Origin of the sequence: Streptomyces sp. NPDC059371 (genome assembly GCF_042751995.1) — a bacterium.
Taxonomy (GTDB): domain Bacteria; phylum Actinomycetota; class Actinomycetes; order Streptomycetales; family Streptomycetaceae; genus Streptomyces.
In genome coordinates this window covers 1-18986 of sequence record NZ_JBHYXD010000136.1, presented here as the reverse complement: position 1 = coordinate 18986, position 18986 = coordinate 1, and the positions used below count along the sequence as shown (strand labels likewise).

The following is an 18986-nucleotide window of genomic DNA, read 5'->3' as shown; positions in this document are numbered from 1 at the left end:
AAACAGGATTACGACCGTTTCTGCCCCATCCGCCACCTCCCACAACCCAGAGACATCGACAGCCTCCAAGAACTCGCCTGCACCACCATCCATCACCCAGAGAATCGCCTAATAACCAGGCAAGGCAGATGAAAACGACCTCTTAGCCGCTTCTGTTCCAGGGCCAGCCACTGTCCTGGTGTGTTCGAGGTGGGTCACGAGTTGCTGCGCGTGGCGGGTTACGCACGTCTGCATCGTCTTCGCTGTCCCCGTCGCAGCTACTCAGTTCGTGGTGCACGACCGTGCCGATGGCACCGACCGGCGAAGCGAACGAAATGATTGATTCATCTACCGGGGCGGAGGCCGGGAGGGGATGCGAACGCCCGCCCGCCGACAGCTCTCAACCACGGGCAGGAGCAGCGACGCCAGGTCGGCCGTGGGGGCAGTTCCCTCCCGTGGTCGTCTTGGGGATGCGCATCCGGCGCAGCAGTGCGCGGGTGAGCCGGGTGTCGAGTGTGGTGCACCAGGTGATGCCGGGATACTGCGAATGCAGACGTGAAAGTGCCCTGGTACCCAGTCCGCAGTCGCGGAAGGGTTCGTCCAGGGTGACATCGGTGATCACGCCCTCGGCGCACGTGTCACATGCGCGATAGGTCACCCGCCCGATCACCCTGCGGATGTGCACCAGCAGGAGACACTCCTCACCTGCATCCTCCGGCGAGGAAGACAGCAGGATCTCGACACCACGATAGGCAAGCAGCCTGCGATGCCACCGGCCCCGACGACGTCCGGTGCGCCGGTGCCTTCCCTCAGAATGCCGTGGCGCGGGGTGCGCCCAAAGCCCGGCCCGAACAAGGGGGTTACTCCTGGCATACGTCTGATTTACCTGCATAGCCATCGCGAGTGCCCGCTCACCGCGGACACATGTCACGCCGCAGCAAAGGGCCTTCGCGGCTTACGACACCTGGCGCAAGGGCGAGAGGCGCGCCCTCATTCGCGTGGACTGTGCGAATGGGGAGTGACCGCGCTGCCGTCGGCCTCCAGCAGCGGCGGTACAGGGCTGGAACCGTGAGCGGGCCTGACAAGACGGCCCGGGAGGATGTCAAGCTGTGACCTGCAGCCGTCGCGTGATCGTTTACCTTCCCACACCGATGATCAACGGTGGCCGTTCCTGCCAGCGCCAGCAGGACACAACAGCTCATCAAAGGGGACGCAGTGCTGGGGTTGCTGGGCTTCTACGACGAACTCGACAACGGCTCCGGTCAGCCGAACGGATCGATCCGCGATGCTGTCCGACCCGTCGGCGAGCCGGACGAGGCGCGCCTGGTGGCTTACCTGGACGCCGGCCACGTGCTGATCGACGTCATGGAGGCCGGGCGCGACGCCATTACCGGCAGCCCCCACCGTCACTCCCGGGGATGCTCGTCCCTGGTGACCGACGGCACCTGGTTGTGGCGCCAGGATTTCCCGCACTACCTGGAGACCCACCACGTCGCGCTGCCCGAGAGGTTGCTCGAACACGTCCGCGACCTGGCCTATCGGATGCCTGCGATCGACGTCGCGCAGCTCGCTCCGCATTACGACGAGACCATGCCCCGGGTCGGCTGGGCCTCGGCCGTCCCGTGGCGATCGACGACGACCAGACTCGTCCCTGAACCACGAGCCGTAACCAGCAAAGCCCAGTTTGACGCGATGATGCTGGCGCAGGACCGAAACAGGCCACAAGGCACCTGGGGCAAGCGACGCAAACCGCGGCAAGCGTAGGTAGCAGCAGCCCCACGCACGCCAGTAAAATCCGCGTCCGCAGGGGGCGCCGCAGAGCACGCTCCTGCTGCCCGAAGCACGACGCCCCCGGGTTCCCTTGAGCTCTCCCTGGCACGCACCGGTCGTGCCTCGGCCCGACCGCGGGGGCGGGGCAGCACAGCAGGTCTGCATACCTCGGCGCAAAGGTGGCACCTGCACGTCATGGCAGAGGATCCCCGCACCAGCGGACCGAAGTACGCCCGAAGGCCGTCTTGACCTGAGCCAGCAAGGGGCTCCCCGGGAACCTTGCGTACTTCTCTGCCTCGCCCAGCATCGTTCGATCATGCAGCATCCGCCTGATCAACGGAACCTGTGAGGTTTCGGCGCCGCCTGGCACGGGTTCGCCGGAACATGTGCGCTTTTCCGAAGGGCCTGTTGCTGGTCACGATCACTGACGCGCGTTCGTAGCGGCCCGAGATGAACTGGACGAACGGTTCGCTGCCTCGGGTTCGAAGGGGATGTAGCCCACTTCGTCGACCACGACCAGCAGGATCCGGCCCAGCCGGGTCAACTCGTCGCTGATCCTTCCTGCTTGGTGGGCTTCGGCGAGGCGGGTGACCCATCGGGCGGCGGGGGCGAAGGCGACCCGGTGAGCGGCCTGGCAGGCCCGGATGCCGAGCCCGCCAGCGAGGTGGGTCTTGCCGGTTCCGGGCGGCCCCAGAAAATCACGTTCTCCTTCCCGACGACGAGGTCCAGCGTCCCCAGATGGGCGATGACCTCGCGTTTCACCGACCGCTGGTGGTCGAAGTCGAAGTCTCCAGCGACTTGCGGGAGGGGAAGCGGGCCGCCCGGATGCGTCCCTCAGCGCCTAGGGAGTCGCGGGCGGCGACCTCCCGTTGCAGGCAGGCGGCCAGATACTCCTCGTGGCTCCAGCCCTCGTCGCGGGCCCGCTCGGCGAGCCGTGCTGCCGCATCCCGCGGGGCCGGGGCCTTCAACGCCTTGATCTCACCCCCGGACCCGGAACTGCCAGCATCAGCCGGCAACGTTGCGACACGGCAGAACCCTCCGACGGAACGTACGACGTAGCGCCAGGTGAACGACATGGAAGGCTCCCCTCTCGGGGCGGAGCGTGACGCGGAGACCGCGATTCGCCCACGTGTTGATCGGCGTCGAGAAGGCTCGCGCAGCTTCGTGCTCACCCGTGTGCCGTGCGCGACTGGCAGCGCCTTGTCGCTCGGGGCATGGTGGGGATGGCGGCCCGGTACCGACTCCACCCTCAAGGACCGGGCCGTCTGTACCGCCGATGGATTACTGCGCTGTGCTCGGCTTGTTGGCGAACAGGGCGCGTGATGGATCGGTGTCGCCTCCGTGTCCATGACCACGAAAACGTCGTTTTCCTAGGTCGCGTTCAATGCGCGAGCGGCGAGAGCCCGGCGATCGTCTACCCGGTATTCGGGCTCTCAGCCTGTAGCCCGGCTCCCGTCCACGCACCTGGTGGGGCCGGGCTAGGTACTGCGCTGGCGGCGCCCGAAGTGGCTGTTCCGACAAGCTCAAGGGCAACCGGGAGACCTCCACGGGTGTCAGTCTGTCTGGTGTGAGCTGGCTGAAGGCGGGGACCCTCCAGGTTATGAGGCTTCTGAGTGAAGGGCAGGCTCCCTCGCGCAGTTGGGCGCCGTACGTGGTCACTGCGGCGGCGGTGTCTGCGGCCGCGGTAGCTGGAGCCGCCGCCGTGGACCCGAACAGCACCTGGTACGAGCACTTGGAGAAGCCCGCGTTTCAGCCTCCCCCGTGGGCGTTCGGCGCGGTGTGGACACCGTTGTACGCCTCTATTGCCTGGGCGGGCGGGCACGCTCTGCAACAGGCCAGAGGTAGGAACCGAAGTGCCCTGGCGGCCTCCTTGGGGGTCAACCTTGTTCTCAACACCGCGTGGAACTGGCTGTTCTTCCGTCGGCAGAGTCCGAAGGCGGGCCTCGTCGGCACACTCCTGCTCGACATGAGCAACATTGCTCTCATCAGCCGGACGGCAGGTGCCGACCGTGCAGCGGCCAGAGCTCTACTCCCCTACGCAGGATGGTGCGCATTCGCCACCGTCCTGAATGGGGCCATTGTCCGACGCAACCCCGCCTGAGTTCCGGCAAGAACTGACGGCTCCCCCCGTCGTAGGTGCAGGCCCAGTTCGCAAGGCAAGATCGCAGGCGTGGCGAGGCATTCGCGTTGGCGTCATGGCCGCTGAGGGTGCTCCCGCTGGGCTGGATCCGTCATCTTGGCTCCGGCTGCAACAGCCGTCCGCGAGGGCCCTGCGGGAAACCGTCCCGCAGAACCCTCTACGGGGCTTGAGTCCAAACCCCGTATATGAACGGGTTTCCCTCCTTCCGTTTTCAAACAGCAGCGTTGACGTGCTCCCTGGCCTAAAGTCCGGGGATTTCGGCCTGGGTCGTCTCACGCTTCTGGGCCTCCTACTTCAACTCGCTGTGCGGGCACGTGTGCCCGTCTTTACCGGCACCCCCAAGGCATTGGGCGTCTCTACCCGTTCAGAGGCGACGATGCGGCGTCCTTCCGATAGGAAATTACGCGCTGCGTTGTGGTCGCGGTCATGGACGCAGGGCGGTTTCAAAGTCCTGAACCTCATGAATTTATGCAGGTCACGGCCATGCGATGGTGTATCGGTGGACCGCCACGTACGCAACGAAGCTCCAGTTGAAGGGGTGACCTTGCCAAGTCGCCCTGTCCAACCGGAGCTTCGATGTGCCGTCAGTCTGCCAGCGTCTGCCTGATCAAGTCGCCCTCACGTCAGCACTGCGCACTCCCACATTTGTCGCAGCGGCTGGTCACGCTGGCCGATCCACGCCACCGGCGCGGAAGGCGTCACTCGTTCGTGAGCGTGCTGCTGATCTCCTGCTCCGCCGCACTGGCCGGGGCCCGCTCGTTCACGGCGATCGGCCAGTGGGCCAAGGCGGCCCCGCAGACGGCCCTCGCCCGGCTCGGTGCCCGCGTGGCCACAGTGTTCAGCGTCCGCGTCGCGCCGAGCGCGGCAACCGTGCGCCGCGTCCTGAACGCGGTCTGCCCGGGCGGACTCGCCGACCTGCTCGGCACCGATCCAGCCGGGGCCGGCACCCTCGCGGTGGACGGCAAGAGCGCCCGGGGCTCGCGCACCGGCACCAGCCCGGCCGCGCATCTGCTGGCCGCGATGACCGGTGCCGGGCAGACGGTCACCCAGTTGCGGGTGCCGGACAAGACCAACGAGATCACCTGTTTCGCCGCCCTGCTGGAGCCGTTCGACGTGGCCGGCGTGACGGTGACCGCCGACGCGCTGCACACCCAGCACGCCCACGCCCGGTTCCTGGTGGAGGAGAAGCAGGCGCACTTTCTGCTGGTGGTCAAAACCAACCAGCCCGGACTGTTCCGGCAGTTGAGGGCACTGCCGTGGAAACATGCCACCGCCCGGCGCTACGACCGCGAGACGGGACACGGCCGCAAGGAGACGAGGGCGACCAGGGCCTTGACGGTTACCGACCTCGGCCTGGACTTTCCCCACGTGGTCCAGGCCGTGAAAATCCTGCGCCACCGCACCGACATCAGGACCTGCAAGGTCACCCGGCAGCCCGTTTACGCGCCCACCGACCTGACAGCCCGCCAGGCATCTCCCCAGCGTCTCGGACAGTTGGCCCGTTCCCAGTGGGTGATCGAGAACCGGCTCCACTTCCTTCGTGACACCACGTTCGCCGAAGACGCCTCGAAGATCCGCACCGGGTACGGGCCGCAGAACATGGCCACGCTCCGCAGCTACGCGATCAACACCCTGCGAGCGGCCGGTCACGCGAACATCGCAGCCGGGATCCGCGAGATGTCTTACGAGCCCTTCCGCCGTCCGCTCGACCTTCTCGGACTCGCCTGACCAGCAACGATTCAAGACCGCCAGACTTTACAACAGCCCTGGCCCTGGCCTCGTGAGGGCATTACGTTGGCCAGCTCGATGCGGGTCGTGTTCTCCACCAGCTTGCGGGCTGCCGGACGGCCCAAGCGCGCTCACGGGCCGGTGCCGGCTGTCAGCGGTTGGCCTGGTGGTACGCGTCCCAGGCTTGCTGCTGCCAGAACAGCACGAGGAAGAGCACCAGGAGCAACTCGTCGGACAGCGTCGCGTCGTCGCCCGGCAGCCGCACGCGAATGGCATGGCCCCCGCCTCGGTCGTAGAAGATTTCGAGGGGACCGACGGCACAAACGCGGCCGCCTCCGTCGTGCCTCAGTTCATGAGGGCCGATGCTATCCAGGCGGCCGCCGAATCTGCTCGTTTCACAGCTCCACCGGCCCACGGTGCGCGGCAGGCTCGACCGCTGACGGTAGGTGATCTCGATATCGCCGACCGCCCGCAGAGTGGAACTGAACCGCTGGTATTCGAGGGGCCATGAACCCAGAGCGCGGGGCGTGCTGTCCATCCACTCCCGCCGACCGTAGGTGATCGCCGCACCGCCGATACCACGCAGCAGCCCTTTGTCATACGTCAGCTCGATGTCCATACCGCTAATTCCATTTGCCGGTCGGTTAAGGCGCGAAGCGCCCGCCTCAGTGATCTTGGTGGCCCCACAGAGGGATCCAAGTGAGGCGCGGGCCCGGCAACGGGTTTGAGCCTTGGGTAGCACCCGCGTCCTTGGTGAGAGTGCCCGCCTGGCACCACCATGCGGGCGGCACCCCTACTGCTCACGTGAAGAAGGGATTAGGGAAATCCAGAGACCTAGTGAGATCTTGGATATCATTTTCTGTCGCTGCGATGCCATCGCTGACACCCTGGGGCCTGAAGGAAGGGTCCGCTTCCGCGAGCTCCTCCAAATCCTTGATTTCCTCCTTGCGGATACGCAGCATATCAACCCTTATCGTTGTCGGGTCAAGCGCCTCTCCAGGAGCCGGGTTGTCATACTTGCGTGACTCGATGCTAGATCGCCGAGCCTATCGATCATTGCTTGCGCCCTGGGGATGCCTGACGATGTCATCCCGCTTTCGTTCCCGCCCATCGCTTCACCTTCGATGCTCTCGGGCTACATTCAGGGAGACCTCTCAGCCGCCCGGCTAGCCGCTACGACGCGGCTAAGATAAGGGCACCGGTCGTGATTCCATGCCGTGCCCGAAGACGCCGCCGGACGGAACGTTCAGTAACTATGCGCCCGCGCGGCCTAGTTACAGTCTGCGCCTTATTGGGCTTTGGCCGCAACGTGGCACGTGCCATCACGCCGGAAAGCGTAGGACTACAAGCGTCCTGTAATCTGCCTTACACCTTTTGCCGCCCCTGCCCCTTATAATCCGCTCTCATATGTCAGAACACGAAGGACAAGCAAATTTTGATTGGGCAGCCATCGCCAAGGTCTTACATGCCGATGCAACCGCGGTGACCGATCCCGCCTACGGCGAAGGCCACCATGTCCAGGTGCGCGGCCACGACAAGACCTTCCTGAGATTGGACACCTTTACTGATACTGGGGTCTCCCGCATCACGACCAAGGGCGCCCGCATCGAGTACGAGGCCGGTCTTCTCCATCACGGTGATGTGGTCGAACACCGTGTTGTTCGCCTGATCGGCCAGGGCGCGGATCAGTGTGTTCTTGGTGGTCGAGCGGACCTTGGCGATCGCGTTGAAGATCGAGCCGTGAGTCATCCGCAGGACTCGAAGATGACATGGCCGATGCCCTGCTCATCGAGGAAGCCCTCTCCGAGCGCGGGGGCCCGCAAACTGGTCCAGGTCACGACGGAGTCGCCGCACTCGAGCACCTGCGCGCCCCCGCCAGCGCGCGCCCCGACCTGATCGTCCTGGACCTGAACATGCCCCGGATGAACGGACGCGACCTCCTTCGCATCCTCAAGACGGATGAGAACCTCCAGACCATCCCCGTTGTCGTGCTCACCACGTCCACCGCTCCCGACGACGTCGCCGGTGCGTACAGCAGCCACGCGAACGCCTATGTGACCAAGCCCGTCAATCTGGAGGAGTTTGAGCAGTCCGTCCAAAGCATCGACGCCTTCTACCTCGACACCGCCACCCGCCCGCCTCACACCTGAGCGCCTGCTCCGCGAGCGCCAGAGGAGCAGCTGGCCGCGTTACGGCTGTCCTGCGCGCTGTCGCCGCTTGGCCCGATTCAAGATCAGGAGGCTGCCAAAGACGACGACCGTGAGAGCCGGATAGACGGCGTGGCCTGCAGAGCCTTCGGCTATTCGCCATGTCACCAGGCCGACGCACAAGCACAGCATCGGCCAACAGATCCAGGAGACCCAGCGGGCCCCCGGCCTGGCCCAGGCTGGCGGATCATGCATTCCTGATGATCGGGTCACGGGTACACCTCCCGCCATACCGGTGCCCGCATTCATAGTGGACACGCCGCGAGTTGGACGGTTCTCACCTGACGATGCCCCAAGCTCGCACCCCATCCTCGTCGTGCCGCTGGTGACCGCGTTCACCCTGCGCCCCGCCGTCTACGCCAACGAGGACCGACTGCGCATCCGCAACCCGCTCCGCGTGATCGTCCTGCCCTGGGCAAGGTCGCGTCCCTGCGCTCGCACTACTCGCAGGTGGAGGAACGCACGGCAGGGCTCGTGGAGGAGCTGCAGGGCGAGAATGCCCAGCTGCATGAAGCGATGCGCTCGCACACCGTGGTTGAACAGCCCATCGGAGTCGTGGCCGGCAAGTCGGCCACGTTGAGCTCATGCAGCAGCCCCTCCCAGCCTGCACGCCGCAGCACCTCAGTGAGATCACGCAGCCAGCACGCTCTGCCCGCCAGCACCCCGTCCACTTCCACCTTCCGCCCCTCATGCTTCACCGGCGGGTACACGACCACGGAACGCTGCCCCGGGCCTTCCCCGTGAAGGTGGGCACGCGGTTATTGATCACGCGGCGAGCGTGAGTTTAGCGGTGTGGTGTCGGCGTTCGTATTCGTCGGGGCTGAGGTGCCCCTTGGCGGAGTGCCGCCGGCGGGTGTTGTAGCGGGTCAGCCAGGCGAAGACGGTTCTGCGGCAGGTGCCGGCGTCACCGAAGTCGTGGGCACCCTGGAGGGTCTCGCGTTTCAGGGACGCGTGGAAGCTTTCGCAGGCCGCGTTGTCGGCGCTGGTGCCGACCGCGCCCATCGACCGTGTGACCCCGAGTTGGTCGCAGAGGTCGGCGAAGGCCCGGGATCTGTATTGGGCCCCGTGGTCGGAGTGGAACACGGCACCGTCCAGGCGACCGCGGGTGCGGGCTGCCGTCCGCAGCGCGTCGGCGACCAGGTTGCGCATGTGGTCGGCGATGGACTAGCCGACGACTTTGCGGCTGAAGCAGTCCAGGACGGTCGCGAGATAGAGGAACTCCCCGCCCGCGAGCGGGAGATAGGTGATGTCGCCCATGTACTTGCGTCCCGGCTCGGCGGCGGTGAAGTCCCGCTGGAACAGGTCCGGGACCGGTGAGGTGGCCGGGTCCGGGACGGTGGTGCGCACGCGTCTGCGCAGGCGGATTCCGGTGATGGAGAACGTCCACATGATCCGGGCGACCCGTTTTTCGTTGACCCGCCGCCCTTTCTCGCGGAGCTCGGCGGTCACTCGCGGGGAGCCGTAGGCGCCGCCGGACTCGCTGTGGACCTGACGGATCTCCTCGGCCAGGATCCGGTCCTTGTGCTGTCGGGCGGCCCAGGCCTCGGCGCCGGCGAGCCACTTGTAGTAGCTGGACCGGTTCACGCCCAGGACCTGGCAGAGCCGCTTCACCTCGTAGGTGTCCCGGTGGTCGTCGACGAACTGGAAGCGGCTGATCACCAGTTCGTCTCTCCGGCGAAATACTTGGCCGCCTTGCGGAGGATGTCACGCTCGGCGGCGAGCTTGCGCTCACTTGCCTCGAGCTCGGCCACCCGGGCCTCCAACTGCCGCACCCGCTCGTGCGGATCAGCGGACGGCACCGCCTGCCGAGGTGGGGCGGCCGGCTTCGCAGCCGCGGCGGTGATGCCACCGCGTTCGCGGTCCCGCAGCGCCCACTCGCGCAGGGTCGCCTGGTTGACGCCCAGGTCAACGGCGATGCTCTTGGCCGGTGTCGTGGTGACCGCCGACGCCCTGCACACCCACCGTGACCACGCCAAGTGGCTGGTCGAAGCGAAGAGGGCGCACTACCTGCTCGTGGTCAAGCGGAACCAGCCGACGCTGCACAACGCGTTGTGCTCGCTGCCGTGGAAGGAGGTGACCGCCCGTCGCTATGACCGCGAGGCGGGGCACGGACGACGTGAGACCCGCTCGGTGCGCACCCTCACCGTCACCAGTCTCGGGCTGGACTTCCCGCACGTGGCTCAGGCCGTGAAGATCCACCGGCATCGCACCGACCTCAAGACCGGCAAGATCACCCGTGAGACCGTCTACGCCATCACCGACCTGACAGCGCGTGCGGCATCTCCCCAGGCCATCGGTCAACTCGTCCGCGCGCAATGGGGCATCGAGGCCGTGCGCCACGTAAGAGACACCACGTTTGGCGAGGGCGCCTCGAAGATCCGCACCGGGCACGGACCGGAGAACATGGCCACCCTGCGCAGCTTCGCGATCAGCACCCTACGCACCGCTGGGCACCACAGCATCGCCGCCGGCCTGCGCGAGCTCTCCTACACACCCTTCACCCGCCCACTGGACCTGATCGGACTGCCCTGACCAACAACACCACATGATCACCAGGACTTTGAACCCAGCCCTGGTCATAGACGGCGTGGCACCCGCTGCACGTCCATTCGCGGACGTGCAGGCGCGCAGAGACTCCCGTGTGAGGCCTCTACGTGGCATCGGCGCCGCGCATCCGGGCGGAGGGGTCCACGGTGCCTGCGGTGTCGACGCAGCGCGTGCGGCGCTTTGCAGCACCACTGGTGCGGCGCGCGCCCTCACCTCTGCTCGGCGGCTGCTCTCCGGTCGACTCCGCATCCAGCAGCCTCAGATCGAGCCCGCAAGGCAGCGGTCGTGACGTCAACTTACGAAGTTAGAGCGGTGTACGGCCACCTGGCCGCCTGTGCCGAGGGCGCCGGTCGGGGCGAAGGACGTGCGCGTGAGTGAGCGGCGCGCGAGGCGGGTGACCAGGGGCGGAAGCGCCGCACGTACCACCTGCACCATGGAGAGCCAGGCGGGGACGTAGACGGCGGGAGAGCGCCGCTCCACAGCGTTCGCGAGCCGTGCGGCCACTACGTCGACAGGGTGGACCTTCCGGGCCGGTCTGGGCATCTTGGAGCGCAGCTCGCGGAGCACGGCGTGCTGGTCCGCGTCGCGGATCATGTCGGTGTCCATCCAGTTCAGGTAGGCGATGCCCACGCCTGTAGCTCGGGGGGCCAGCTCTGCGCCCATGGCGTGCACGAAGGACTCGACGCCGGCCTTGGAAGCGCAGTACGCGCTCATCATCGGTGAGGCTCCGATGGATGCCAGCGAGGCGATCTGGAGGTAGTAGCCGTGCGTCGCGGTCAGCGACGGCAGGAACGAGCGGAGGGTGATCGCGCTGCCGATCAGATTCACTTCGATCACACGCCGCCACAGTGCTGGATCGGACTCGTCGAAGGGGCCGCCTTCGGCGATGCCCGCATTGGCCACCACCACCGACGGCGGGCCGAGAGACCGCCGGACTTCATCGGCTACGTGCCGCATCGCGTCATCGTCGGTCACATCCACGAACCAGTGCTTCGCGGTCGTGGGAAGGGAGGCCGCCACGCGCGCCAACTCTTCTTCCTCAAGGCCCAGAAGGGCCAATCGGGCACCGCGCCGGGCCAGCTCCCGCGCGACGGCCTCACCCAGACCCCGGGCGGCTCCCGTCACGACGGCGACCCTCCCGTCCAGAGGACTCTGCTGCTTGGTCACTGCACACTCTCCGATGCGGCCACGGCGATGGCCGGCAAGCCCGCGACAGTATGGACGAGCCCTCGCGTGCGCGGTCGTTGCCCGATCGCCGGACCTGGATCCGGGGCCGGTCAGGGGTTGAAGAGGATCTTCACCGCGCCGTCCTGCTTCTTCTGGAACATGTCGTACGCCTCAGGTGCCTGCTCCAGCGGCAGGTGGTGGGTGGCGAAGGATTCGACACCGAGCAGGTCGGTGTCGGTGAGCAGAGGCAGGAGGTCGTCCACCCAGCGCCAGACGTTGGCCTGGCCCATGCGTAGCTGGATCTGCTTGTCGAACATCGTCAGCAGGGGCAGGGGGTCAGCCATCCCTCCGTAGACACCGGACAGGGAGATCGTGCCGCCCCGGCGGACGAGCTCGATGGCCAGATACAGGGCAGACAGGCGGTCCACGCCGACGCGTTGCATCAACTTGGCAGCCAGCTTGCCCGGCAGCAGCGTGGTCATCTGCTGCACGGCCTGGGTGACGGTGGCGCCGTGGGCTTCCATGCCGACGGCGTCGATGACGGAGTCGGGGCCGCGTCCGACGGTGAGTTCGCGGACGGCCTCCACTAGCCCGTCTCCGTGTTCCTCGAGGTTCAGCGTGTGCACTCCGTGCGCCTTCACTCGATCCAGCCGCTCAGGCACTAGGTCGATCCCGATGACGGTCCCGGCGCCACGACGGGCGGCGATGCGGGTACACATGTCCCCGATCGGCCCCAGACCGAGCACCGCGACGCTGCCACCAAGAGGGACGGCCGCATAGTCGACGGCCTGCCACGCGGTGGGAAGGACATCGGAAAGATAGACGAACCGTTCGTCCGGAGGCCCCGGGGGGACGGCGATGGGCAGTGTGTTGCCGAACGGTACGCGCAGGTACTCGGCCTGCCCCCCGGGGACCTGACCGTAGAGTTTCGTATATCCGAACAGGGCCGCGCCGCTTCCCTGACTGTGGACCTGGGTGGTCTCGCACTGCGAGTGCAGGCCCTCCTTGCACATGAAGCAGGTACCGCAGGAGATGTTGAACGGTACGACCACCCGGTCGCCCTTGAGGACGTTCACCACTTCGGAGCCGACCTCTTCGACGATCCCCATCGGTTCGTGGCCCAAGATGTCGCCGACGTCGAGGAACGGTCCCAGGACTTCGTACAGGTGCAGATCGGAACCGCACAGCCCGGTCGTCGTCACCCTGATGATCACGTCGGTCGGATCCTGGATCTCGGGATCCGGAACCGTGTCCACGCGTACGTCCCGCTTCCCGTGCCATGCCAGCGCTTTCATAGATCCTCCTCGGTCACCACGCCGCCTAGGACCGAACACGATCCCGTGGTCGGAGCGGGCTTCCGCGCTCCCATCCGCCCCGGTGTCAACGACGGTCAAGGCTGCCGGGCAGCACGCCGCACCGAGTACCCGGCATACATAATCGACACATACCAGGCATGAAAGCGGAGGGTGTGTAAGTCCTTAGATGACTCCCGCGCAAGGGCGCCACACGACCGAGGCCGTTTCGACGGCAGCCAGACGGAGTCGTTCCAGCACAGCGGACTGGCAGTCGGCTCACGTGACAAGGAGGTCCAGGTGTTCGGCGAAGAGCCGCCCGTCGGTCTCCGCCAGGGCTCGCAAGCCGCGCCAGCAGGCCCCCTGCCCTGGACACTCAGCAGCATGGATTCCAGTTCCAGAACGTCACTGAGCGGAGAACGGGCCAGGAATTTCCATTGGGCTAGGCCCGGCCCGCCTTTTCGGCCAGCCGGCCGAGAGCGACCCTTCGGCGTCCACAGCCCAGCCACCAGCCGGCAGTCCGGTTTCCTTCCTCCGGCCATGACGCCAACGTGGCGTCCACTGGCCTGGGCTGACCGGCATCGAGGGCGTCTTGGCGCCTGGGTGAGCGGGCGTCAGAGGGCGACGATCGGGTTCACGGAGGAGCCACTGTTCGGTCGCGCCGAACTGGCCCAAGCCGCCTGACCATTCCGGGCGGGAACGGCGGCGACTGAAAACGCTGCTGTCGCCTAGCCGGGCGGCACCGTCATTCGGCTGGCGGCCGCGTGAAACCAACGAGGAAATCTTGCCGCCGGCTTCCTCGCCGACGGGTCAGGCGTCTGCCGTGCACTGCGGTCGGAGTGCCCGGTCGCGGACACCAAGACGTGCCGAGTGTCCCGGCGTCCCTGGGCAAAACCATGCCGGGGCGGCCTTCCTGCCGCGGGGTTCCACGAGGGGGCAGGTGACTGGCTGGGAGTGTCAGGCGGCGCGTGCTCAGCGGAGGCCGGTAACGGTCGACTCGGTTGTCTCCGGGCCGCGTTCGGCGCCGCTGGCGCGGCCTGCGGGGCGTCAGGTGGTGGCTGCGGTCTCGGCGAGCTTCTGGAACTCGCCGAGGTCGTAGTTGGCCAGGACCGAGTCGAGGTTGGTGAGTGCGCCGAAGTGCTCGACGAATCCCTTCGGGTCGTACTCGATCTGCAGGGCGACGCGGCTCGAGGTGTCGCTCAGAGGGTGGAACGTCACGACACCGGCGTGGTGGACGCCCTGGGTGGTGTGCCAGGCGATCCGCTCCCCGGGGATTACTTCGGTCAGTTCGGCGACGAAGTTCTTGTCCGCGCCCGGCAGGGACAGCTGCCAGGCGAACCGGCGTTCGTCCAGCGGCTCCACCAGACGGACGTGGCTCAGGAAGCACGGCCACCGAGTCACATCGCTCCACAGATCCCAGGCGTCGGACACGGGGGCCTGGATGTCGACAGTCTCCACCAGGGAAGCGGACACGCTGATACCTCTCTCCTCCTCGGGTCGACGCCGGGGCGGCGTCGAATCATGGGACTCGGCTACCCGCCCCCGTGCGGCCCACACGACGCTCCCCCGGTCCCCGCTCCCCCCTGGCCGGTGCTTCCCCAGTTCACCGGTTCCGCCGGTTCCGCGGCCTCAGGACCGCAGAGCCTTGCTCCGCGCCGCCGCGCGGGCCTTGGCCCAGGCCTGCGGAAGCTGTCGCTCACGGGCGTCGGCCGTGGCTCCTTCCCGGCCGTGCAGGACGCCCCAGGTGAAGCCGGGCTCCCCCGCCGCGTGGGCGGAAACGGCGAGCCGGAGCACGGCCTCCCGCGTCACCACGCTGTCGTGCTGGGCTCCGCTCACCTGCTGTACGGCCTTGGCGCGCTTGCCGAGCCGCCGCGCGGGTCCGCCCAAGGCCGGGCGGGCCGCCTCCGCGGCGTAGCGGAGGCGCTTGACGGCCTTGCGGGCGTGGTGGATCGCAGCATCGCGCTCGGGACCGGGTGCCATGTCGAACGCTGGTTCCATGCGTCCGGCGAGGCGGCGGTACTCCTTCCGCAGGGCCTTGCCGAGGACCTTCCCGGGTTTGCTGGCTGCCTTGGCGCGCGCAGGGGCGGCGCTTCGGTGAGGGACTCCAAGTCTTCCAGCAGGTTCAGGTAGCGGGGTGATGCGAGCGTGCGGCGACGGGCTTCGGCCCACCGGGCGACGTCCCAGGCATTGAGCCGTGCCTGGACCGGGCCCAGGACGAGTTCGCCGAGCAGTTCCCGTACGCCTGCGGTGCGGCGCTCGCGAAGCACTTCGTGGTCGCGTTCTGCGGTCGGCAAACGGGCGAACTGCCAGGTCGCGGTCAGTGTCCATGCCGCCACCGACACCGCCTCGTGCCCGCTGGAGTGGCAGTTGTATCTGCCGCGGGAGTGGACGGACGAGCCGGACCGTTTGTCTCTCCTCAACGAATCTGCCACCGCCGCGCTCCTGGACGACTTCACGACCGCCGACCTCTGCGACGCAGATTTGCGCGAGACCGATCTGTCAGGTGTGTGGTGGTCGCCTGACATTCACGCACGTGCGTTGCTGTGTGGCGCTGCCAGCGATGAGGGTTTGTGACACATCGAGGCGGGTGCCGGTTGGTCCGAGATGACCGGTGGGTAGGCGCGCTCCGGGAGCCGGGATCCCGTGGTGCAATGTGATCTCCGGCACAGAGTTCTGGGACGTCATCGAGCAGTGAGGAGTCGCTGTGACCGCAGCAGGGCCGGACCGCCGACGGGCTTCTCGTTCTCATGAGGGCGGGAGCCCCAGGGGCAGGGCAATGACATTGGCAGGGACGTTGGAGGCTGCGGAGGCCGCGGCGCCGGTGGAATCACTCGACGTGGTCGCACGCATGCTCAAGGAGCACCTCGGGGCGGTGTCGGTGTCGTTCCTCATCACCGATTTCACCGGCAGCTCGGTTGTACGGCTGGGAGTGGCGGGCAGCATCGACACCGATGAACCCGCCCAGCGGATCACATTGCGGGGCACCCTGTATGACGACGTGATCCGCACCCAGCGGCCGGACGTACAGAACAAGGGCACGCTGATGCGGATCGTCGCCCCGGTGACCAACCGCGGCGACGCCATCGGCCTCCTCGAACTGTTCCTGCCCACAGCGCCAAGCGCGCAGGTGATGCGGGAGATCAGCGAGACCGCTCACGCCCTGGCATACATCGTCGTCGCCAACCGGTCCTACACCGACGTGTACCAGTGGGGCCGCCGTACCACCCCGCTGAGCCTGGCCGCCGAGATCCAGCACCGGCTGCTCCCGGCGTCGCTGGCGTGCGAGGCGGCACAGTTCGCGGTGGCCGGGGCGCTGGAGCCGGCCGACCACGTCGGGGGTGACACCTTCGACTACGTGATCGACCGGGACACGGTCCAGCTCTCCGTCACCGACGCCATGGGTCACGACGTCGACGCCGCACTCCTGGCCACACTCCTGGTGGGCGCCCTGCGCCGGGCGCGGCGGGCCGGCGCCGACCTCGCCGAACAGGCCCGCCAGGCCGACCAGGCCATGCTCGAGCATGGCCGCCAAGGCTATGTCACCGGCCAGCTCCTGCGCATCAGCCTGATCGACGGCAAGACCGAGTTCATCAACGCTGGGCACCCCTGGCCGCTGCGGATTCGGAACGGCCGGGTGCGGGAGATCACCCCGAAGGTCGATTTGCCGTTCGGCTTCTATCCCCCTCACACCTACCGGGTCCAATCGCTGGACCTGTGGCCGGGCGACAGGCTGGTGATGCTCACCGACGGCATGCTGGAGCGCAACGCCAACGACCTCGACCTCTCGGAACTGATCGTGCGCACCCGCGAACTGCATCCTCGCGAGGCCGCCCGCATCCTCATCGCGGCGATCATCGACGCCAACAACGGCCACCTGCAGGACGACGCGACCGTCATGTGTCTGGACTGGCACGGTACCGGTCGGTCCCAGCGTGACGCCGCCACCGGCGCCGACCTCGCCGACGCCTCACGACCGTCCAAGACGGGACGCACCCCTCCCAGGCGATGACTCGGGGCGGGCGCTGCGGCGCGTCGAGGCGCGGAACCGCGTTCACCGTCAAGGTCGAGCGCCGGCCGGTCACGAAGGCCGACGATGTGCAGATGGAGCTCTCCGAGCGGGGCCCCTGGGCGTCTTCTCCCGCCACCAACTGGTCCTAGCCGACACGCTGGACACCGAGCGCATCACGGCCGACTACGAGGCAGGGGTACTGACCCTGCGGATCCCCATCGCCGAGCGCGCCAAGGCCCGCAAGATCGCGATCGGCGGCTCGTCCGCGCACCCGCAGATCAGCGGCTGAGATGCGGCTGCCAGGCCGCGGAGGACGGGCACCGAGCCCCCTCTTCACCCGCCCTGCCGCCTCTGCACCTTCGCGCCACGATGCCAAGGGGCGGCCACGCACCCCACTGCCACTGCTGGCCCACTGCTGGCCCACTCAACCCGCTGCAGTCCAACAACTCTCCTGGCGGGGCGGTTCCCGCGGCCGACTGCACCGTCAATCGAGTAGGCCACCAGACAGACCGCGGCCTGGGACCCGCGTGCTGAACGTGACCGCCGATGCAGCGGCGACGAACTCACCTTCCACCTCCAGCTCCCCAAGACTACGGCCCTCTTCTACTCCGAGCTCCGAGCACAGAAGAGCGTGACGCGCTCGCCCAATCAGCTGGGCCGGACAGCACACACCCCGCCTGCCCCTCACACCGGCTGCAACGCCCATGCACGAGAAAGGCAACCACTACCGATGCTTTCGCTGCATGAACCGGCCTCTGCCCGGACCGGCACGTCGTTCCACCAGATGCTGGAACGAATCCGGTACGGAGGCGCGCACCCTACCCAGGAGGGGGTCGCCTTGAGGACCGGCATCAGTTTGGGGTGGTCCCGCGCTGATGACAGTCGGAGCGATGCTCTGGTCAAGTGGATCACGCAGGTCTGGACGGTGGCCTTGGGCCAGGTCGCGGTGATCGCGTCGGGCAGGCCTTTCAGGCCATCGCAAACGACGATGCAGACGTCCTCGATGCCGCGGTTCCGCAGCTCGGACAGCACTGCCGTCCACGTGGTCGCGCCCTCACCCTCGGAACCGACCCATAGCCCCAGGACGTCTTTGCGGCCGTCCATGTCGACTCCGACGGCCAGGTAGACCGGCTTCGAAGTCACCGACCCCGAGCGGATTTTCACCCACAACGCGTCGATGTAGATGATCGGCCAGACAGCATCGAGGGGTTTGTTCTGCCAACTCACGAGCTCGCCGACCAGAGCGTCGGTGACCTTGCTGATCAGGTCGGGGCTGACCTCGACGTCGTAGATCTGGGCGAAGTGGGAGCGGATGTCGCGCACGCTCATGCCGCGTGCATAGAGGGGGAGGATACGGTCGTTGAACCCGGCGAGCCGACGGGCATTCTGGGGACCATGCGCGGTTCGAAATCGCCGTTGCGGTCCCGTGGAACCGCCAGCGTGACCGCCCTGCGCCGGTGAGGACGGTCTTGGGCGAAGTCCCGTTGCGGAAGTTCCCTGAGCCGTGACCTGCGGGATCTCCGCGTTCGTAGCCGAGGTGTTCGCTCATCTCGGCTTCCAGGGCCCGCTCCAGCACGGCCCGGGTGATCTCCGTCAGCAACCCGCCCTCACCGAGCAGGGCCGCCCCGGAGGCGTCAGCCTTGTCGAGCAGTCGCTCGACGACCTCGTCAACCATCTCGTTGCTGGCCACGGACGCGGCCGCTTCGTCTTTGTCTGCCATGACTCGTCCGATCCACCCGGCCCAAGGGCCCGAGCCTGAGCCCCGGGCCAGGATTCGACATCACGGCCTTACACGATCTTTCAGACACGCTCGGCATGGCCACGCCGGGTTCGGATCGCAGGTGTGATCGGGGCGTTTGTGGTGGCGTGATGCGGCGCCGGTGGCGCGTGGGTCATAGGCGGATGACGACCAGGGCGACGTCGTCGCGGGCGCTGCTGCTGACGCCGAGGTCCGCGAGCAGGGCGTCAGCAAGGCGTTCGGGTTCGTGGTGGGCGTGGTGGGCGAGCGCGTCGGTGAGGCGTTGCAGGCCGACGTCGATGTCCTCCCCGGGGCGTTCGATGAGGCCGTCGGTGTAGAGCACGAAGGTGTCGCCGCGGGTGTAGGGCAGGTCGGCCTGGGGGTGGGGGACGGGTTCGGGGCGGGTTCC

General features: G+C 67.2%; 19 protein-coding genes and 5 pseudogenes. 9 read left to right on the top strand and 15 right to left on the bottom strand.

Annotated elements, in window-relative coordinates:
• Positions 1–379 precede the first annotated feature (379 nt).
• The gene (locus tag ACFXGX_RS40065; RefSeq protein ID WP_384802348.1) at positions 380–664 is read right to left on the bottom strand and encodes an N-acetyltransferase; all 285 of its coding nucleotides are present in this window, start codon (positions 662–664) and stop codon (positions 380–382) included.
• Between the two features lie 530 nt (positions 665–1194).
• Between ACFXGX_RS40065 and ACFXGX_RS40060 the strand changes: the two genes are divergently transcribed.
• Positions 1195–1743: a hypothetical protein gene (locus ACFXGX_RS40060; RefSeq protein ID WP_384802345.1), complete on the top strand. Its 549-nt coding sequence runs from the start codon at positions 1195–1197 to the stop codon at positions 1741–1743.
• 427 nt (positions 1744–2170) lie between these two features.
• Here the strand turns inward: ACFXGX_RS40060 and ACFXGX_RS40055 are convergent, their stop codons facing one another.
• Positions 2171–2395 carry an ATP-binding protein gene (locus tag ACFXGX_RS40055; RefSeq protein WP_384802351.1) on the bottom strand — a complete coding sequence of 75 codons (225 nt, stop codon included), beginning with the start codon at positions 2393–2395 and terminating at the stop codon, positions 2171–2173.
• Between the two features lie 112 nt (positions 2396–2507).
• Positions 2508–2825, bottom strand: coding sequence for an ATP-binding protein (locus ACFXGX_RS40050; protein ID WP_384802342.1), 318 nt, complete (start codon positions 2823–2825; stop codon positions 2508–2510).
• 491 nt (positions 2826–3316) lie between these two features.
• Between ACFXGX_RS40050 and ACFXGX_RS40045 the strand changes: the two genes are divergently transcribed.
• A complete protein-coding gene (locus tag ACFXGX_RS40045; RefSeq protein ID WP_384802339.1) occupies positions 3317–3850 on the top strand; it encodes a TspO/MBR family protein in 534 nt (177 codons plus the stop codon).
• 747 nt (positions 3851–4597) lie between these two features.
• Positions 4598–5617, top strand: a complete 1020-nt coding sequence (locus tag ACFXGX_RS40040; RefSeq protein WP_384802336.1) for an ISAs1 family transposase — start codon at positions 4598–4600, stop codon at positions 5615–5617.
• 151 nt (positions 5618–5768) lie between these two features.
• Here the strand turns inward: ACFXGX_RS40040 and ACFXGX_RS40035 are convergent, their stop codons facing one another.
• Both ACFXGX_RS40035 and ACFXGX_RS40030 read right to left on the bottom strand, forming a co-directional pair.
• On the bottom strand, positions 5769–6236 hold the full coding sequence (locus ACFXGX_RS40035; protein ID WP_384802333.1) for a hypothetical protein: 468 nt from the start codon (positions 6234–6236) through the stop codon (positions 5769–5771).
• Between the two features lie 842 nt (positions 6237–7078).
• On the bottom strand, positions 7079–7366 hold the full coding sequence (locus ACFXGX_RS40030; RefSeq protein ID WP_384802330.1) for a hypothetical protein: 288 nt from the start codon (positions 7364–7366) through the stop codon (positions 7079–7081).
• 8 nt (positions 7367–7374) lie between these two features.
• On the opposite strand from ACFXGX_RS40030, the pseudogene ACFXGX_RS40025 reads away from it, so the two are divergent.
• Positions 7375–7767 (top strand): annotated as a pseudogene (locus tag ACFXGX_RS40025) (response regulator); the annotation flags it as partial.
• Positions 7768–8131: 364 nt separating this feature from the next.
• Positions 8132–8271: pseudogene (locus tag ACFXGX_RS40020) on the top strand (PH domain-containing protein); the annotation flags it as partial.
• Between the two features lie 318 nt (positions 8272–8589).
• Here the strand turns inward: ACFXGX_RS40020 and ACFXGX_RS40015 are convergent.
• The 3 genes from ACFXGX_RS40015 to ACFXGX_RS40005 are packed head-to-tail and all read right to left on the bottom strand — an operon-like array spanning position 8590 to position 9782.
• Complete coding sequence (locus tag ACFXGX_RS40015; protein ID WP_384802327.1) at positions 8590–8973, bottom strand: transposase; 384 nt, start codon at positions 8971–8973, stop codon at positions 8590–8592.
• Between the two features lie 15 nt (positions 8974–8988).
• Positions 8989–9483, bottom strand: a complete 495-nt coding sequence (locus ACFXGX_RS40010; protein WP_384802324.1) for an IS3 family transposase — start codon at positions 9481–9483, stop codon at positions 8989–8991.
• Positions 9480–9782: a hypothetical protein gene (locus ACFXGX_RS40005; protein ID WP_384802321.1), complete on the bottom strand. Its 303-nt coding sequence runs from the start codon at positions 9780–9782 to the stop codon at positions 9480–9482. Before ACFXGX_RS40005 ends, ACFXGX_RS40010 begins: the two co-directional genes overlap by 4 nt.
• On the opposite strand from ACFXGX_RS40005, the gene ACFXGX_RS40000 reads away from it, so the two are divergent.
• Positions 9760–10356: an ISAs1 family transposase gene (locus tag ACFXGX_RS40000; RefSeq protein WP_384802318.1), complete on the top strand. Its 597-nt coding sequence runs from the start codon at positions 9760–9762 to the stop codon at positions 10354–10356. The genes ACFXGX_RS40005 and ACFXGX_RS40000 overlap by 23 nt on opposite strands.
• A 306-nt stretch (positions 10357–10662) precedes the next feature.
• Here the strand turns inward: ACFXGX_RS40000 and ACFXGX_RS39995 are convergent, their stop codons facing one another.
• From ACFXGX_RS39995 to ACFXGX_RS39980, 4 genes are all read right to left on the bottom strand, one after another.
• Positions 10663–11538, bottom strand: a complete 876-nt coding sequence (locus ACFXGX_RS39995; RefSeq protein WP_384802316.1) for an SDR family oxidoreductase — start codon at positions 11536–11538, stop codon at positions 10663–10665.
• A gap of 110 nt (positions 11539–11648) precedes the next feature.
• Positions 11649–12833, bottom strand: a complete 1185-nt coding sequence (locus tag ACFXGX_RS39990) for an alcohol dehydrogenase catalytic domain-containing protein (protein ID WP_384802313.1) — start codon at positions 12831–12833, stop codon at positions 11649–11651.
• 1044 nt (positions 12834–13877) lie between these two features.
• Complete coding sequence (locus ACFXGX_RS39985) at positions 13878–14303, bottom strand: SRPBCC family protein (protein ID WP_384802310.1); 426 nt, start codon at positions 14301–14303, stop codon at positions 13878–13880.
• A 156-nt stretch (positions 14304–14459) separates the two neighbouring features.
• The gene (locus ACFXGX_RS39980) at positions 14460–15158 is read right to left on the bottom strand and encodes a CHAD domain-containing protein (protein WP_384802307.1); all 699 of its coding nucleotides are present in this window, start codon (positions 15156–15158) and stop codon (positions 14460–14462) included.
• On the opposite strand from ACFXGX_RS39980, the pseudogene ACFXGX_RS39975 reads away from it, so the two are divergent.
• From ACFXGX_RS39975 to ACFXGX_RS39965, 3 genes and pseudogenes are all read left to right on the top strand, one after another.
• Positions 15117–15236, top strand: a pseudogene (locus tag ACFXGX_RS39975) (transposase); the annotation flags it as partial. The gene ACFXGX_RS39980 and the pseudogene ACFXGX_RS39975 overlap by 42 nt on opposite strands.
• Positions 15237–15606: 370 nt before the next feature.
• Complete coding sequence (locus ACFXGX_RS39970) at positions 15607–16839, top strand: PP2C family protein-serine/threonine phosphatase (protein ID WP_384802304.1); 1233 nt, start codon at positions 15607–15609, stop codon at positions 16837–16839.
• A gap of 44 nt (positions 16840–16883) precedes the next feature.
• Positions 16884–17128 (top strand): annotated as a pseudogene (locus ACFXGX_RS39965) (Hsp20/alpha crystallin family protein); the annotation flags it as partial.
• A gap of 395 nt (positions 17129–17523) precedes the next feature.
• On the opposite strand, the gene ACFXGX_RS39960 reads toward ACFXGX_RS39965, so the two are convergent.
• From ACFXGX_RS39960 to ACFXGX_RS39950, 3 genes and pseudogenes are all read right to left on the bottom strand, one after another.
• The gene (locus ACFXGX_RS39960; RefSeq protein WP_384802301.1) at positions 17524–18168 is read right to left on the bottom strand and encodes a transposase; all 645 of its coding nucleotides are present in this window, start codon (positions 18166–18168) and stop codon (positions 17524–17526) included.
• A 175-nt stretch (positions 18169–18343) separates the two neighbouring features.
• Positions 18344–18514, bottom strand: a pseudogene (locus tag ACFXGX_RS39955) (transposase); the annotation flags it as partial.
• Positions 18515–18731: 217 nt separating this feature from the next.
• On the bottom strand, positions 18732–18986 hold a 255-nt coding region (locus ACFXGX_RS39950; protein ID WP_384802298.1), incomplete at its 5' end, for a SpoIIE family protein phosphatase.